This is a genomic window from Pseudomonas imrae (assembly GCF_046352735.2).
In the GTDB taxonomy this organism is placed as follows: Bacteria; Pseudomonadota; Gammaproteobacteria; order Pseudomonadales; family Pseudomonadaceae; genus Aquipseudomonas; species Aquipseudomonas imrae.
The window spans coordinates 1,547,424-1,562,857 of record NZ_CP110853.2; the positions used below are offsets into that span (position 1 = coordinate 1,547,424).

16 protein-coding genes and 1 pseudogene are annotated in these 15,434 nt (G+C 58.3%); 14 read left to right on the forward strand and 3 right to left on the reverse strand.

Going from position 1 to position 15,434, the window contains the following annotated elements:
- Positions 1 to 17: 17 nt before the first annotated feature.
- Positions 18 to 821, forward strand: coding sequence for an IclR family transcriptional regulator (locus tag OQ460_RS07140; protein WP_410021942.1), 804 nt, complete (start codon positions 18 to 20; stop codon positions 819 to 821).
- On the opposite strand, the gene OQ460_RS07145 is transcribed toward OQ460_RS07140, so the two are convergent.
- Positions 822 to 1,874 carry an NAD(P)-dependent alcohol dehydrogenase gene (locus tag OQ460_RS07145; RefSeq protein ID WP_410021152.1) on the reverse strand — a complete coding sequence of 351 codons (1,053 nt, stop codon included), beginning with the start codon at positions 1,872 to 1,874 and terminating at the stop codon, positions 822 to 824.
- A 229-nt stretch (positions 1,875 to 2,103) separates the two neighbouring features.
- On the opposite strand from OQ460_RS07145, the gene OQ460_RS07150 reads away from it, so the two are divergent.
- A complete protein-coding gene (locus OQ460_RS07150; protein ID WP_410021153.1) occupies positions 2,104 to 2,994 on the forward strand; it encodes an AraC family transcriptional regulator in 891 nt (296 codons plus the stop codon).
- A 112-nt stretch (positions 2,995 to 3,106) separates the two neighbouring features.
- On the opposite strand, the gene OQ460_RS07155 is transcribed toward OQ460_RS07150, so the two are convergent.
- The gene (locus OQ460_RS07155) at positions 3,107 to 4,771 is read right to left on the reverse strand and encodes an electron transfer flavoprotein-ubiquinone oxidoreductase (protein ID WP_410021154.1); all 1,665 of its coding nucleotides are present in this window, start codon (positions 4,769 to 4,771) and stop codon (positions 3,107 to 3,109) included.
- Positions 4,772 to 5,325: 554 nt separating this feature from the next.
- Here OQ460_RS07155 and OQ460_RS07160 point away from each other — a divergent pair.
- The 12 genes and pseudogenes from OQ460_RS07160 to OQ460_RS07215 all read left to right on the forward strand — a co-directional run.
- Positions 5,326 to 6,075: an electron transfer flavoprotein subunit beta/FixA family protein gene (locus OQ460_RS07160; RefSeq protein ID WP_410021155.1), complete on the forward strand. Its 750-nt coding sequence runs from the start codon at positions 5,326 to 5,328 to the stop codon at positions 6,073 to 6,075.
- Between the two features lie 2 nt (positions 6,076 to 6,077).
- A complete protein-coding gene (locus tag OQ460_RS07165) occupies positions 6,078 to 7,007 on the forward strand; it encodes an electron transfer flavoprotein subunit alpha/FixB family protein (protein WP_410021156.1) in 930 nt (309 codons plus the stop codon).
- An 80-nt stretch (positions 7,008 to 7,087) separates the two neighbouring features.
- The gene (locus OQ460_RS07170; RefSeq protein ID WP_410021157.1) at positions 7,088 to 7,903 is read left to right on the forward strand and encodes a substrate-binding periplasmic protein; all 816 of its coding nucleotides are present in this window, start codon (positions 7,088 to 7,090) and stop codon (positions 7,901 to 7,903) included.
- Between the two features lie 9 nt (positions 7,904 to 7,912).
- Positions 7,913 to 8,269 carry a DUF4398 domain-containing protein gene (locus OQ460_RS07175; RefSeq protein ID WP_410021158.1) on the forward strand — a complete coding sequence of 119 codons (357 nt, stop codon included), beginning with the start codon at positions 7,913 to 7,915 and terminating at the stop codon, positions 8,267 to 8,269.
- Positions 8,266 to 9,081 carry an OmpA family protein gene (locus OQ460_RS07180; RefSeq protein WP_410021159.1) on the forward strand — a complete coding sequence of 272 codons (816 nt, stop codon included), beginning with the start codon at positions 8,266 to 8,268 and terminating at the stop codon, positions 9,079 to 9,081. Before OQ460_RS07175 ends, OQ460_RS07180 begins: the two co-directional genes overlap by 4 nt.
- Positions 9,082 to 9,315: 234 nt before the next feature.
- The gene (locus OQ460_RS07185) at positions 9,316 to 10,755 is read left to right on the forward strand and encodes a PLP-dependent aminotransferase family protein (RefSeq protein WP_410021160.1); all 1,440 of its coding nucleotides are present in this window, start codon (positions 9,316 to 9,318) and stop codon (positions 10,753 to 10,755) included.
- A 105-nt stretch (positions 10,756 to 10,860) separates the two neighbouring features.
- Entirely contained in the window at positions 10,861 to 11,349 is a 489-nt protein-coding gene (locus tag OQ460_RS07190) for a translation initiation factor 2 (protein WP_410021161.1), read from the forward strand.
- A 159-nt stretch (positions 11,350 to 11,508) separates the two neighbouring features.
- The gene (locus OQ460_RS07195) at positions 11,509 to 11,763 is read left to right on the forward strand and encodes a YkgJ family cysteine cluster protein (RefSeq protein ID WP_410021162.1); all 255 of its coding nucleotides are present in this window, start codon (positions 11,509 to 11,511) and stop codon (positions 11,761 to 11,763) included.
- 41 nt (positions 11,764 to 11,804) lie between these two features.
- A complete protein-coding gene (locus OQ460_RS07200) occupies positions 11,805 to 12,410 on the forward strand; it encodes an START domain-containing protein (protein WP_410021163.1) in 606 nt (201 codons plus the stop codon).
- A gap of 79 nt (positions 12,411 to 12,489) precedes the next feature.
- Positions 12,490 to 12,750 (forward strand): hypothetical protein, encoded by a 261-nt coding sequence (locus tag OQ460_RS07205; protein WP_410021164.1) that lies wholly within the window; start codon positions 12,490 to 12,492, stop codon positions 12,748 to 12,750.
- Between the two features lie 212 nt (positions 12,751 to 12,962).
- On the forward strand, positions 12,963 to 13,304 hold the full coding sequence (locus OQ460_RS07210) for a ribonuclease E inhibitor RraB (protein WP_410021165.1): 342 nt from the start codon (positions 12,963 to 12,965) through the stop codon (positions 13,302 to 13,304).
- A 492-nt stretch (positions 13,305 to 13,796) separates the two neighbouring features.
- Positions 13,797 to 14,198, forward strand: a pseudogene (locus tag OQ460_RS07215) (circularly permuted type 2 ATP-grasp protein); the annotation flags it as partial.
- Positions 14,199 to 14,329: 131 nt separating this feature from the next.
- Here the strand turns inward: OQ460_RS07215 and OQ460_RS07220 are convergent.
- On the reverse strand, positions 14,330 to 15,145 hold the full coding sequence (locus tag OQ460_RS07220) for a c-type cytochrome (protein WP_410021166.1): 816 nt from the start codon (positions 15,143 to 15,145) through the stop codon (positions 14,330 to 14,332).
- Positions 15,146 to 15,434: the final 289 nt, after the last annotated feature.

Sequence of the window (15,434 nt, forward strand, 5' to 3'; positions counted from 1 at the left end):
TTCCCTATAGGCCCCACATGCAGGAAAACGCCCACACCCCCGTCAAAGATGCGGCCCCCACCGGCACGCAAACCCTGCTCCGTGGCCTCGGCGTGGTGCAAGCGGTTGCGGCCGGCGCACGGGACCTCAAGGAAATTGCCCGGCGCATCGGCACTACCCGTAGCACCACTCACCGTCTGGCCAGTTGCCTGGTGGACGAGCGTTACCTGCGCGTCGTGCCGCAGGTGGGTTATCTGCTGGGCCCGAAGCTGATCGAACTGGGCTTCCAGGCGCGTGAAGAGTTGCCGCTGGTGACGCTGGCGATACCCTATCTGGACGAATTGTCGGCGCTGACCGGTGACACCATCCACCTGGCGATTCGCGAATACGACGACGTGTTGTACCTGCACAAGAACCCGGGGCGAAATGGTCCGGAAATGCGCTCGCGGGTAGGCCATCGCATGCCGCTGGCGCGCACTGGCATCGGCAAGGCGCTGCTGCTTGATGACTCGCAGGAAGAATGGCAACGCTTGTATGAAGTGAGTTTGCCGGCGGGCGGGAAAAACCTGCAATGGCCGCAGCACCCGGAACAATCCTGGGCACAGTTCGAGCAACGCATGCGCGACTATGTGACGGGTGGCTATGCATTTGATCTGGAAGACAACGAACCGTCGATCCGTTGTGTCGCGGCACCGGTACGCGATGCCAGCCGGCGCATTGTCGCCGGCATCAGCATCGCCAGTACCGTGCCCTATATGCCGCTGGAAAAAATGGCCGAGCTGATTCCCGTGATCAAACAGGTCGCAGCAAGGCTGTCAGCGGAGTTGGGCGCGAAGGCCTGATCAGGCCTTCAAGGTCGCCATGTCGATCACGAAACGGTATTTCACATCGCCTGCGATCATGCGGGCGTAGGCTTCATTGATTTGGCGGATGTCGAGCATTTCAATGTCGCAGGTGATCCCGTGCTCGGCGCAGAAATCCAGGACTTCCTGGGTTTCGGCAATGCCGCCGATCAACGACCCGGCCAGCACTTTGCGGCCCAATACCAGCTTGGCGGCGTGGACGGGCGGGTCCACGGGTTCGATCAGGCCTACCAGGATATGTACGCCGTCAAAGCGCAGGGTGTCTAGGTAGGGATTGAGGTCGTGCTGTACCGGAATGGTATCGAGCAGGAAGTCGAAGTGTCCGGCGGCAGCCTTCATTTGCTCGGCGTCGGTGGACACGATCACGTGATCGGCGCCCTGGCGACGACCTTCTTCAGCCTTGCTGGCGGAGCGGGTGAACAGCGTGACTTCGGCGCCCATGGCCTTGGCGAACTTGATGCCCATATGACCCAGGCCACCCATGCCGAGCACGCCGACCTTGTCGCCGGCCTTGACGCCGTAGTGCTTGAGCGGCGAGTAGGTGGTGATACCTGCACAGAGGATCGGCGCGGCGCTGGCGGGGTCGAGGCTGGCCGGGATCTTCACCACAAAGTGCTCGCTGACCACGATGCTGTCGGAGTAGCCGCCCATGGTGTTGCTACCGTCGACCCGGTCCGGAGTGGCGTAGGTCATGGTCGGGCCTTCGAGGCAATATTGCTCCAGGTCCGACTTGCACGCCTCGCAGTGGCGGCACGAGTCGACCATGCAACCCACACCTACCAAATCGCCGATCTTGTGTGCGCTGACGTTGGCGCCGACGGCCGTTACCTTGCCGACAATCTCGTGACCCGGCATCAACGGATACACAGCGATGCCCCATTCGTTGCGGGCCTGGTGGATATCGGAGTGGCAGACGCCGCAGTACAGGATTTCAATCGCCACGTCATCGGCGCGCGGGCTGCGGCGCTCGAAGGACATGGGGGCGAGGGGAGTGGTGGCCGACTGAGCGGCGTAACCGATGGCGGTGTACATGATGAACCTCGCAAAAGCAGTGACAAGTGAGGTGGGCCATTTTCCGTGTCGGCATCCGGCGCGGCCATGGCGATTGCTCCGAGTCTTATGCCTAAAGCTCCGGAGGAGCCGCTAAAAGCGTCAAGCCTCAAGCAGCAAGCTATAAACTGCGCACGTTCTTGCAGTGTGTGGCTTGCAACTTGATGCTTATCACACTGTACGGTTGATGCACTTCCCGAGAGTTGCCTTTATGTTGTTGACCCGTCACCTCGATGCCAATGCCGCGCTGGTCGCACTGATCGAACCGCTGACACCCGGCGATGGATTCTCCCCCACGAACCTGCCCGGCGTGCAGGTGTTGCGTGCCAGCTGCGATGTGGCACGCGGACCGCAGATCTACGAGCCGAGCCTGATGATTGTCGCCCAGGGCAGCAAAGTCGCGTATCTGGGTCCTAGGACTCTGGAATATGGCGCCGGGCACTACCTGATCCAGGCGATGCCCGTGCCTTTTGAATGCGAGACTTTTGCCTTGGCGAATGCGCCGCTGTTGGGTGTGACCGTGGGCATTGATCGGGTGGTTCTGGGTGAGTTGGTCATGGCCATGGGGATTCAACCGGGCCCGCCGCCGGCGGCGCAGACGTTGGCGTCGATGAGTTCGGTGGTGCTGGATGACGCCATGCGTGGCTGCGTCGAACGTTTGTTGCAGTGCCTGCACGATCCGCTGGAAAGCCGGATATTGGGCCCGGCACGGGTGCGCGAGTTGCTGTTCACCGCTTTACGCGGGCCCCAGGCGGACGTGTTGCGGGCGCTTGTCGAGCAACAGGGGCAGTTCTCGCGGATCGCCACGTCGTTGAGTCACCTGCATGCCCATTACGCCGAGCCACTTAATATCGAGACCCTCGCCGGTTACGCCAACATGAGCGCGTCCACCTTTCATGAGCACTTCAAGCGCTGCACGCTGTTGTCGCCGGTGCAGTACCTCAAGCGTCTACGGCTGCTCAAGGCCCAGCAGTTGCTGTTGGTAGATGGGATGGGAGTGGCACAGGCGGCACATAACGTGGGGTATCAGAGTACGTCGCAGTTCAGTCGCGAATACAAACGCTACTTCCTGCGTAACCCGGGAGAGGAGCGAGCGGCATAGTTATCCAGGCAAAACACAACCCAGAAATGTGGGAGCGAGCAAGCCCGTTCCCACATTTGATTTATGTTGGCCGAAAAAAAGGCCCTGTTTCGGGCCTTTTTAAGCAGCAGACTTACATGTTCGGGTACGTCGGCCCGCCCGCGCCCTCGGGAGTTACCCAGGTAATGTTCTGCGAAGGATCCTTGATGTCACAGGTCTTGCAGTGCACGCAGTTCTGGGCGTTGATCTGGAAGCGCTTCTCGCCGTCTTCCTTGGTGATCACTTCATACACGCCGGCAGGGCAGTAGCGCTGCGCCGGTTCATCGTAGAGCGGCAAGTTGGTGCCGATCGGGATGCTTGGGTCCTTGAGCTTCAAGTGGCACGGCTGTTCCTCTTCGTGGTTGGTGCTGGAGAGGAACACCGAGCTCAGCTTGTCGAAGCTCAGCTTGCCGTCAGGTTTCGGATAGTCGATTTTCTTGCTGTCCTTGGCCAACTTGAGGCAGGCGTAGTCCGGCTTGGTGTCGTGCAGGGTGAACGGCATCTTGCCGCCGAGGATGTTCTGGTCGAACCAGTTGAAACCGGCACCGACGATCGGACCGAACTTGTGCATTGCCGGACCGAAGTTACGGGTGGCGAACAGTTCTTCGTAGAGCCAGCTGGACTTGAAGCTGTCGACGTAAGCGGTCAGTTCGTCGCCGCCTTCGGACTCGGCGAACAAGCGATCAGCCACGGCGTCAGCGGCGAGCATGCCGGACTTCATGGCGGTGTGGCTGCCCTTGATCTTGGCGAAGTTCAAGGTGCCGAGATCGCAACCGATCAGCGCGCCGCCCTTGAATACCATCTTGGGCAGGGAGTTCAGGCCACCTTTGCAGATGGCGCGCGCGCCGTAGCTGATGCGCTTGCCGCCTTCCAGATATTGCTTGAGCACCGGGTGATGCTTGAGGCGCTGGAACTCATCGAACGGCGACAGGAACGTGTTGCTGTAAGACAGGTCAACGATCAGGCCGACGACTACTTGGTTGTTTTCCAAATGGTAGAGGAACGATCCGCCGGTGTTCTCGCTGCTCATGATGTCCAACGGCCAGCCGGCGGTGTGGACCACCAGGCCTGGCTGATGCTTGGCCGGGTCGATTTCCCAGATTTCTTTCAAACCGATACCGTAGTGTTGGGCGTCGGCGTCGCTGTCCAGGTTGAAGCGTTGGATCAGTTGCTTGCCGATGTGGCCACGGCAACCTTCGGCGAACAGTGTGTACTTGCCACGCAATTCCATGCCCGGGGTGTAGAGGCCTTCTTTAGGCTGACCTTCACGGTCGACGCCAAGATCACCGGTGATGATCCCGCGCACTACGCCATTTTCGTCGAACAGGGCTTCCTGGGCGGCAAAACCCGGGTAGATTTCCACGCCCAGGTTCTCGGCCTGCTGGGCCAGCCAGCGGCACAGGTTACCCAGGGAGATAATGTAGTTGCCTTCGTTGTGCATGGTCTTGGGCACAAAGAAGTCCGGCACCTTGGTAGAGGCTTCTTCGTTGCGCAGCACATAGATGTCATCGCGCACCACCGGGGTGTTGAGCGGGGCGCCGAGTTCTTTCCAGTCAGGGAACAGTTCGTTCAGGGCCCGTGGCTCGAACACGGCGCCGGACAGGATGTGAGCGCCGACTTCGGAGCCTTTTTCGACCACGCAGACGCTGATTTCCTTACCGGCTTCGGCGGCCTTCTGCTTCAGGCGGCAGGCGGCAGACAGGCCAGCCGGGCCAGCGCCGACGATGACCACGTCGAATTCCATGTATTCGCGTTCCACAGGCTATCTCCTACTCAAGGCTCTACAGTTTTTTTTCTAATGGGTGGAGGTTCGGTGTTTCAGCCCTCATTGCCTGCATGAATCTTATGCAATAGCGCAAGGCGACCCACCTTTCTCTCTAGGCGGCGCATTATATCTACACCACTCTCAGCGTCCAATACAAACGTTTGTTTGAATTGCCTGCAAGCTAGATAAATCAAAGCAGCGCGGCTTATGACTGACCATTTTGCCGTATTGACCGGAATAGGTGTTCCGGTCAATATACGGTCGGTTTTGCGCTTCCCGTAGGCGGACTGCCGGTTTCAAGGCCACCTCCAAAGGCAAGGTAATAGCCATGCAGGTTGACGCGCACGTAATGCTGGCGTGCAGTTTACACGTTGCGACGATAAATGACTTGTCGGTCACCCCTGACGAACGGTCTTTATTATTCAAGGCATGCAACGTTACCTGTCATGACCGCCTGCGTTTTTAGAGGTGCCCTTGTGTGCCGTTGAGTATCTACCGCCAGGTTTATCCGGGCGGCTTCCTTTTCACCGGAGAGTAACGAGGAATCCATGAAGGTTCTTGTAGCTGTCAAACGCGTTGTCGATTACAACGTGAAAGTTCGCGTCAAGGCGGACAATTCCGGCGTCGATCTCGCTAACGTCAAAATGTCGATGAACCCGTTCTGCGAAATCGCCGTGGAAGAAGCCGTACGCCTGAAAGAGAAAGGCGTTGCGACTGAAATCGTCGTGGTTTCCATCGGTCCGACCACAGCTCAAGAGCAGTTGCGTACTGCCTTGGCGCTGGGTGCTGATCGTGCCGTTCTCGTCGAATCCGCTGAAGAGCTGACCTCGCTGGCCGTTGCCAAGCTGTTGAAAGCCGTTGTCGACAAGGAACAACCTCAGTTGGTGATCCTGGGCAAACAGGCCATCGACAGCGACAACAACCAGACTGGCCAGATGCTGGCTGCACTGACTGGTTACGGCCAGGGCACCTTCGCCTCCAAGGTGGAAGTGAGCGGCGACAGCGTTGCCGTGATCCGCGAAATCGACGGCGGCGCGCAGACGGTTTCCCTGAAACTGCCGGCGATCGTCACCACCGACCTGCGTTTGAACGAGCCGCGCTACGCGTCCCTGCCAAACATCATGAAAGCCAAGAAGAAGCCTCTTGAAGTGCTGACTCCGGACGCTTTGGGCGTTTCCACCGCCTCCACCAACAAGACCGTCAAGGTTGAAGCACCGGCTGCACGCAGCGCGGGCATCAAGGTCAAGTCGGTGGCTGAACTGGTCGAGAAACTGAAAAACGAAGCGAAGGTGATCTGATCATGACTATCCTCGTAATCGCCGAACACGATAACAAGGTGCTGGCCCCGGCCACCCTGAACACCGTGGCTGCTGCCGCCAAAATCGGTGGCGATATCCACGTGCTGGTTGCAGGCCAAGGCGCTGGCGCCGTGGCTGAAGCCGCTGCGAAAATCGCAGGCGTGAGCAAAATCCTGAACGCTGACAATGCCGCTTACGCGCATCAGTTACCGGAAAACGTTGCGCCTCTGGTTGCCGAGTTGGGCAAGGGCTACAGCCACATCCTGGCTGCCGCCACCTCCAACGGCAAGAACATCCTGCCACGCGTTGCTGCGCTGTTGGACGTTGACCAGATCTCCGAGATCATCTCGGTAGAAAGCGCCGATACCTTCAAGCGCCCGATCTACGCCGGTAACGCCATTGCCACCGTGCAATCGACCGCTTCGGTAAAAGTCATCACCGTACGTGCCACCGGGTTCGACCCGGTTGCTGGCGAAGGTGGTTCGGCGGCTGTTGAAGCTGTCGCGGCTGCCCATGACGCAGGTACGTCCAGCTTTGTTGGTGAAGAGCTGGCCAAGTCCGACCGTCCCGAGCTGACCGCTGCCAAGATCGTCGTTTCGGGCGGCCGTGGCATGCAGAACGGTGACAACTTCAAGCACCTGTACGCCCTGGCCGACAAGCTGGGAGCTGCGGTCGGCGCTTCCCGCGCTGCCGTCGACGCAGGTTTTGTACCCAACGACATGCAGGTCGGTCAGACCGGCAAGATTGTTGCGCCACAGCTGTACATCGCCGTCGGTATCTCCGGCGCGATCCAGCACCTGGCCGGTATGAAAGACTCCAAAGTGATCGTTGCGATCAACAAGGACGAAGAAGCGCCGATCTTCCAGGTGGCCGATTACGGCCTGGTGGCCGACTTGTTCGAAGCCGTACCAGAGTTGGAGAAGCTGGTCTAATCCAGCCGCTTCACTTATAAAGAGCCCGGTCCTTGACCGGGCTTTTTTTGCACGCCATTTTTTGATCGGAGAACCCTGCCATGGAACTGCGCACCTGGACTGTATTGCTGGGCCTGACGCTGCTACCGACCTTGTCTGTGGCCGCCGGCAAGTGCGAGCGCCTGGTGGTGACCGGCAGCCCGGATGCGCCACCCTATCTGTGGCGTGATCCCCAGGACCCAACCCGTTTGATCGGCGCCAATGCCGATGTGCTGCAGCAAGTGGCCAAGGAGTTGGGGTTGAAAATCGATCTGCTGTACGGTGGCAAACGATCCCAGGCCCTGGATGAGGTACGCAGCGGGCGCATGGACCTGCTCGCCGATGCCCCGCTGAGTGTGAGCGAGCTGGAAGCCCTGGACTATATTCACCCGGCGCTGATACAGGCGCAGTATCAGGTCTGGACTCGCAAGGATTCGGAGTTAGCCTACAACGTCGCCGACGACTTGCAGGGACACAAGGGCGCCGTATCGCAAAGAGCGCGCTTGACTGCTGGCTTCGAAGCTTTCGCCACCGGGCAATTGACGTTGGAGCGCACGCCCACCCTGACCCAGGCTTTTCAAAAACTGTTGTTGAGTGAGGTCGACTACGTGCTCGCCGGACGTTATTCCGGTGCAGCCTTGGCCCAGACCCTGGGCATGAGCAATGACCTGATAGCGCGTGAATTGCCTGTGGATCAACCGGGTCTGTACCTGGCCATTTCCCACAACTCGGCCTGCAATGATCCGTGGTTGCGCGGACAGCTTGCTAAAAAGATGACAGAATTGTCTTCGTCCGACCTGACGGAAGCTGCGCTGCAGCGCAATATCGAACGCTGGAAACTGCAATTGCAGCAACCCGTCGGTACCCCAACAAAGTAGGGATTTTTAGTGACTATTCGACCTCTTTTCGCGGCCCTCGCCGTTGTAACGCTGGCGGGCTGTGCCGCAGATCCTGCGCCGAATGAACAGATGCGCCTGACCCAGCAGGCGCTGGAACAAGCCATGGCTGTCGGCGCCGCCGCCGATGAAACGCCGGAGCTGAAACTGGCCGAGGGCAAATACGCCCAGGCCAAGGCTGACATGGCGGATGAGTCCTACAAGGATGCGCGCATGCAGGCTGAACAAGCCGAGCTGGATGCCCGTTTGGCTGAAGCACGGGTACTGACGCAAAAGAGCCAGGAACAATTGAACGTGCTCGACACGCGCATCACGCGCTTGCGCAAACAGTTGGGAGATGCCCAATGAGCCTGCTGATTCGAGGCTTGGGCTGCGGGCTGTTGCTGGGCAGCGTGGCGCTCGGCGGTTGTGCCAGCCATCCCGACCGCGCCAATGCGTTGCAACAGGCCAGCAATGACTTCCAGAAGGTCAAGGAAGATTCCAATGTATTGCGTATCGCCCCCAAGGATGTGATCCGTGCGGGTGAGTCCCTGGCCCGGGCCGACCGTCTTTCCAGCTACTGGGGCAGTGGCGCCGACGTTGAGCACTATGCTTACCTGAGCCAGCGCTACAGCGCGATTGCCCGGGAACATACCGATCTGGTGCTCAATGAGGAGCGCGGTGCCAAGCTCGAACTGGAGCGCCTGCGTCTGCAACTGGCCCTGCGTGAAACCAAGCTGCTGAGCGTACAGCAACAGGGCAAGTGGCTCGAAGAACAGATTGCCAGCCTGACCACCCAGACGGATCGCGGCCTGGTGATGACGCTGGGCGACGTGCTGTTCGACACCGGCGAAGTGGAACTGAAAAACTCCGCCAATCGAGCTGTCTTGAAAATCGTCCAGTTTCTGCAACTGAACCCCAAGCGCGTGGTACGTATCGAGGGTTACACCGACAGTACCGGTGGCGAGCAGGAAAACCTCAAGCTGTCCCGGGATCGTGCCCAGGCGGTCGCAGATGTACTGGTAGACCTTGGGATCGATGAAAAACGCATCCAGGTGGAAGGCTACGGTGATCAGTATCCGGTGGAGGCGAACGCCTCGGAGCGAGGGCGCGCCCAGAATCGCCGGGTCGAAATTGTATTCTCCGACGAAAAGGGCCAATTGGGCGCCGCCCGTGGATAACCACTTGCCAACCGGATAGGCGCGTGCAAGCGCTCCTGTGCACGGACATCGCCGCCTATAACCCGATCACTGATCGGGTTTTTTAATGCCTGCGATTGAGTTCTCAACCCCTACAGTTTTTTCTATCACTGTCGCTCGTCCTCGATTATTGTGACGACTGTCCCCGTACACTTCTCAACTGTGCCGGTATGTTTCACACAAAAACAAAATATCCGTGAAATCGAGTGCTGCGTCATGACCAACCTCTTGCTGTACCAACGTATCGCTCAGCAACTGGCTGAGGATATCCGGCGTGGTGTCTACCAACCGGGTGAGCGCGTGCCGTCGGTGCGCAAGATGAGTTCCCAGCTTAACGTCAGCCACGCCACGGTATTGCAGGCCTACGCCAATCTCGAGGATCAGGGGCTGATTCGCGCACGGCCACAGTCCGGGTACTACGTACACCAGACTCCAGCCCTGACCGCACCAACGCCGGACATCGCCCGCGTTGAGCGTCCGGGCCTGGTAACCCGCAGCAGCATTATTCAGCAGGTATTGGTGGAGTCTCGCCGCGAGGGGGTGTTCCCACTGGGAGCTGCCGTGCCAAGCGTTGACTACCTGCCGGTCAGGGCGCTGCACCAGCAACTGGCCAAGGTTACGCGCTTCCAGAGCCCGCGGGCGTTCAGCTATATGTTCAGTCCGGGGTTCGAGCCGTTGCGCCGTCAGGTGGCGATCCGCATGCGCGATGCCGGAGTGGTGGTAGACCCTTCTGAAGTGGTGATTACCCACGGTTGTGTCGATGCCCTGCAGATGTCGTTGCGGGTGCTGACCCGTCCCGGTGACCTGATCGCGGCCGAGTCGCCGACCTATTACGGTTTGTTGCAACTGGCCGATCTCCTGGGGCTCAAGGTCATCGAAATTCCCAGTGATCCGGCCACGGGGATGAGCCTGGAAGCCCTGCAATTGGCGGCCAACCAATGGTCGATCAAGGCCCTGGTACTGACCACGCGCCTGAGTAATCCCCTGGGCGGCACCATGCCCGAAGAGCGGCAGAAACAGCTGCTGCGCCTGGCTTCGGACTTCGACATCCAGATTGTCGAAGACGATATCTACGGCGAATTGATGTTTGAACTGGGCCGTACCAAGGCGCTGAAAGCTTATGATCGCCTGGACCGTGTGATCTATTGCTCCAGCTTTTCCAAGACGCTGTCCCCCGGCGTGCGGATTGGCTGGATGATTGCCGGAAAATACCAGCAGGAGATCCAGCGCCTGCAAATGTTCAGTACCCATTCGGCGTGCAGCGTTACGCAGATGGGCGTGGCGGCGTATCTGGAAAACGGTGGTTACGACCGGCATCTGCGCTACATCCGCCAGGAGTACCGTAAGAATCTCAGTGCCTTTCAGTTGGCGGTACAGCAGTATTTTCCGGAAGGTACCCAGATGAGCCGGCCGACCGGTGGATTTATCCTATGGGTCAGCCTGCCGGGGCGGGTCAATGCCCAGGAGCTGCATGTACGGGCCTTACAGCAAGGTATCAGCATTGCACCGGGGCTGATTTTCAGTAATACGGAACAGTTCAACCACTGTGTTCGCCTCAACTGCGGTACACCGTGGAATCGCGAGGCAGAACGGGCGTTGATGACTCTGGGAATGTTGGCCAGCCAGTTATGTCAGGAGGCAGCGAGCGGTTTTTGATGCCCGATAAAAGCGAGCATGTACAGGTGGGGGTAATCGCCGCGCTTGTCATGCCGTGCTCAACAAGCGAGCATATGGCCTTCTGCCGTTAACGCTGTTGGCGATATGACTTCTATTTTTCCTGCCGTGCTTTTGTTCTGCCTGGCGAGCCTGTGCAACGCAGCGCCTGTGTCTGCGGCGCCCGCCAGTGAGCGTGTGGTGGCGGCAAATGCCGGGCAAAAAACGGCACCCGCGAAAAAAACCGTCCAGCCCAAAAAGGCCGCCCCGGTCAGGAAAGCCAAGCCGGTGAAGAAGCGGCCACCGATCGCCAGTAAATCCAAGTCGGCCCGTGAAGTGGCCCGCACCAAACTGCCGCCTGCGCAGTTGGACCTCAGTCTGCCTCAGGACATGGTCAGGCATTTGCAACCCCTTGGCACGATGCCAAAGCCGCGCAATGTTCCATTATTGCCGCCGATGTTTGATGAGAAGCCTATTGATAACAGCGCGTTCCAGATCAACGGACGTTTGCTCAGCAACGAAATGCAGTTGCAGATGCGCAACGAAGAGCGACGCGATGTTGAAGGTGCGGCGCTGGATTTTGAATTCAGGAATTGATTTTCTTCACCTTGTGACGTGAGCCACTGACCATCTGTCGCAGACTGGTCGGTTACTTTTGTTTTCTGCGAAAAATCCCTGTTAGACCAATTTTAAACAGATGTTTAAGGGCGTACTCTAGCTTTGCATCAACACTTTGTCGTCGAGGACCTCTTGGTCATGAAATGCCGTGAAGGCTGTGGCGCATGCTGCATTGCCCCCTCCATCAGTTCGCCGTTACCCGGTATGCCCAATGGCAAGCCTGCGGGCGAACGGTGCCTGCATCTGTCTGTCGAACAGCTGTGCCAGCTGTTTGGCCAGCCTGAGCGGCCTGCTGTGTGTGGTGCGTTTGCGGCGGATATCGAGGTCTGTGGCAACAGCCAGGAAGAAGCGATCAAGTTGATCGGCTGGTGGGAGCAGATGACGGCGGCTTAGTGGCTTTAAGGTCAGAACTTCAACAATAAAGGAAGACAACAATGAGTTCGCTGAAACGAATGGCTGTGTTGTGCGGTTTTACTGTTTTGTTTGCTGGTGCGGCCCAGGCTGAAGATTGGCAGGTTGCCAAGGATGAAGAAGGTATCAAGGTTTCCTTGAGTGAAGTGGCGGGCTCCAAGTACAAGGCTTACCGCGGCGTAACCGTAATCAAGGCGCCGTTAGCCAAGATCCAGGCTTTGCAGGAAGACGTCGCCGGCGCCTGTGCCTGGATTCATGAGTGCAAGTCACAGAAGCTGGTTGATCAAAAGGGTAACGAGAGTTGGACCTACACCCAATTCAAGGCCCCGTTCCCGGTAACGGATCGTGATTCCTACATTCACGTCACCACGACCCAAGGCGCCGATGGGAGCCTGAGCCGGAAACTGAAAGGTGTCCCCACCTACAAACCGGAAGAAAAAGGCTATGTACGTGTGGCCCAGGTCGAAGGCTTCTGGACACTGGTGCCCAAAGGCGCCGATCAGACCGAAGTGACCTATCAGGTTCATACCGAGCCAGGCGGCAGCGTACCTTCCTGGTTGGCCAACAAGTTCGTGGTAGAGGCGCCTTTCAATACCTTGAAAGCCCTCAAAGAACGCGCCGAGAAGTAAACACGGTCAAGGCGGTGCCTCCGGCCCTGAGCGGAACGATTCATGAGCCCTCAGGGTCCGAATATCGGTAAGCCCATCCATGGGTTTTATCGAGGAGGCACTGATGCAAAAGTGGCAGGTTACCTTTGTTGATGATCACGGCGATCAGTCCGTGGAGCAGTTCACCTGCGAACAACAGCCCAGCCTCGAAGAAGCTGCGCAAATGATTCGCGCCAAGCTGCTGCCGATAGCCGCCCAACTGGACCTCAATGACCTGGAGGGGCGCGCTGACGAACCCACGGTCAAGAGTCTGAAAACCCAGAACAGCATTCAAATCCTCAGCATTACCTCTGTCTCCTGAATATTTCCTGTACGACCTTAAAGCGCCTCTGGTGGAGGTGATAGCTTCGCGCTACTCTGCAGGAGAGATCAGCGAATGAATCGCTAAGGTCTGGTCTTGTCAGCTACATGCTTGTTTTCCTGCGGCGATGTCATTGCCGTTATTCCGCGCTGTTCATGTGCGGGTCCTGGGAAGCACGGAAAGTCTATCCATCGGTTTTAGGAGGACGTTTCATGAGCACAGCCTATCAAGAAGACATCAGCACCAACGTGTTACGCCGCATGAAAGAGGGCGGCTTTGATTTTTCACGTTTTCACCCCATTGAGTTCTACGCCATTTTCCCGGATGAGGAGCGGGCGCGCAGGGCCGCGGGTCGATTTCGTGGAGAGTCGATCAATGCCCAGGTCAGCGCACGGGATGACGGTGCATGGTTCCTGGAGTTGAGCAAAGTGATGTTCGCGACCTACGACGGCATAGGAGACTTTGAACAGGACTTTGAGGCAGTGGTCGAGCCCTTGGGCGGGATCATTGAAGGCTGGGGCGTGAAGCAGGAGGTACGTGGCCTACCCATGTAGTTGTGCATTGAAAAACACAGCGTATCGGCTGACCCTTGGGTTGGCCGTTTTTGTTTCTGGCACGGGTAAATTTCATCACTCAATGCGAAAATTTCGCAAAAAAAAGCCACCCAGACAGGGTGGCCGAAGGGAAGACCGTCGAGAAGGAGAACCGGTCGGTACAGTTGTTCCAATTTAACGGCAACTGGATTGCTAATGCTGTAGGACTAATCCTGTTCAGCGAATGAGGGCAATTATCCGCAACTGTTGCCACGCGGTGAAATCAACTCTGGCTATGCAGGTGATAGGTGCAGCCCGCATCTGATTGGCGCCTGCAGGAAGCCGCTGGGGCGATTAATGCACCGGGACGGTGCGTTGGCGACCTGGACTAAAGCCAACTGACCGATGTCTCGGTGTGAATGCCGCTGGCACGGGCCTTGCGATAGACCTGCGCAAGAGCTTTGCGACAAGGAGTACGGCATGACCCGGGCTTGTGACGATGAAATGTACGATATTGAGCACTATCCCCACATGCTGCTCGACACCCTTAAACGCTCCAGCCCGCTGGCGAACCCCTGTGTGGTGTTTTTGACGCCCGGACGCTTCGACAGCGCGTTCCTCGAACACGCATTTATTGCCCAGGCCATGGGAGTGGAACTGGTGGAGGGCGCCGATCTGTTTGTGCGCGACGACCGAGTGTTCATGCACACCATCGATGGGCCGAAAGCGGTTGATGTGATCTATAGCCCTCTCGGTGGCGACGCGTTTCTTTTGTCCGGTCGAGAAGCGTGTGTGGCGCCGGGTGGGTTGGCCCGAGTGGCGCTGTGTGAAGGTTCGCTGGTCAACGCTTCTCAAGGCGGCGGAGCCAAAGACTCCTGGGTGACCGGCAGGGTCAACCAGCCAGCTCTTCCTGAACGCGATATAAGGCGGGCGATGGGCCTGGACTATCAGGAGGATATGCATCGCGGGGGAGGGCATGGTCCGATGCACGCCAAGGTACCTGTCGCTCTGGCGCAGGTGATTATGGCGCAGCAGCAATAGCGCATTCAGGGTTGCTTGCGGCCCGCCATGTGCTTGAGGTATCCCACCAGCAGTTCCAGGTCAGTGTCCGGCAGCACACTGGCGGCAAAGGCCGGCATCTTTGCCTGCGGCCAATGCCGCAGGCTCTGCGGATCGCGGATGTAGCGTTTGAGGAAGTCGCTGTGAAAATACTCGGTCGGGCTATAGGGAATATTCAGGTCCGGGCCTACCAGGGCATCTCCCGCACCATTTAATCGATGGCACGCCAGGCAGTTTTTCTGAAACAGCGCAAACCCCCGGTTTACCGGATCGTTAGGTGCCAACGTCGGGTCTGGCAATAACGCGGGAAAGCGCTCGGAAACGGTTTTCATCTGCTTGATTGCCGATATCTGGAATGGCCACTGTTCGGGGCTGATCTGGCCCGCTTGCGGGTTGGTCCAGACCAGATAGAACGGCCCTGCGCTGTGCTGGCTGTTGCCCAGCGCAGGCCACGGGTGAGCCGGGTCCTCTACTGCCAGCCAGGCTCGTGAACCATGTTTTTCAAGCAGGGGCGCCGCCGCAAGCTCGGCGGCAAAGCCATCGAGGGCGATCGCCTGGAGGTGATTTTGCGCAGTGATACCGGGCAGTAGGTCAGCCAGAGGAACCGCGCGATACGTCATGTCACGCTTGTAGGAAACATCAGATTCGATGTGCACTGTTTGCGCGCTCGGGTGTTTGAGCAACTCGTCCGTCTGCCAGCTTTTGCGTGTGTGCTCCAGCTCGACGATCAACTGCGCGGCGCCGGCCGGCAAGGCCAGAATCAAGGCAACGAGCACAATGATTTGCTTCAAGGAAAAGCCCATGTAAAAGGGGGGAGGGGGCTAACCATACCGGAAAATCACAAAAAAACGTCACGCAAAAAGACAGCCCCTGCTACGGGGATGCTCAAGGCATATCCCGGCAGGTGCTGCCAAAGGCTGCGCGGCAGATGCGACAGTAGCACCGGCACAGAATGGACGAGTTACCCGATGATCTTGGTCAGATTGGGCAGAATCAGAATTACGGTGGTGGCGAAAAGAATGAGCCCCGCCTGGCGTACTTTCGATTGTTTGAACATGGCTGACTGCCTTTTGTTGTTATTCCTGAGCGTCA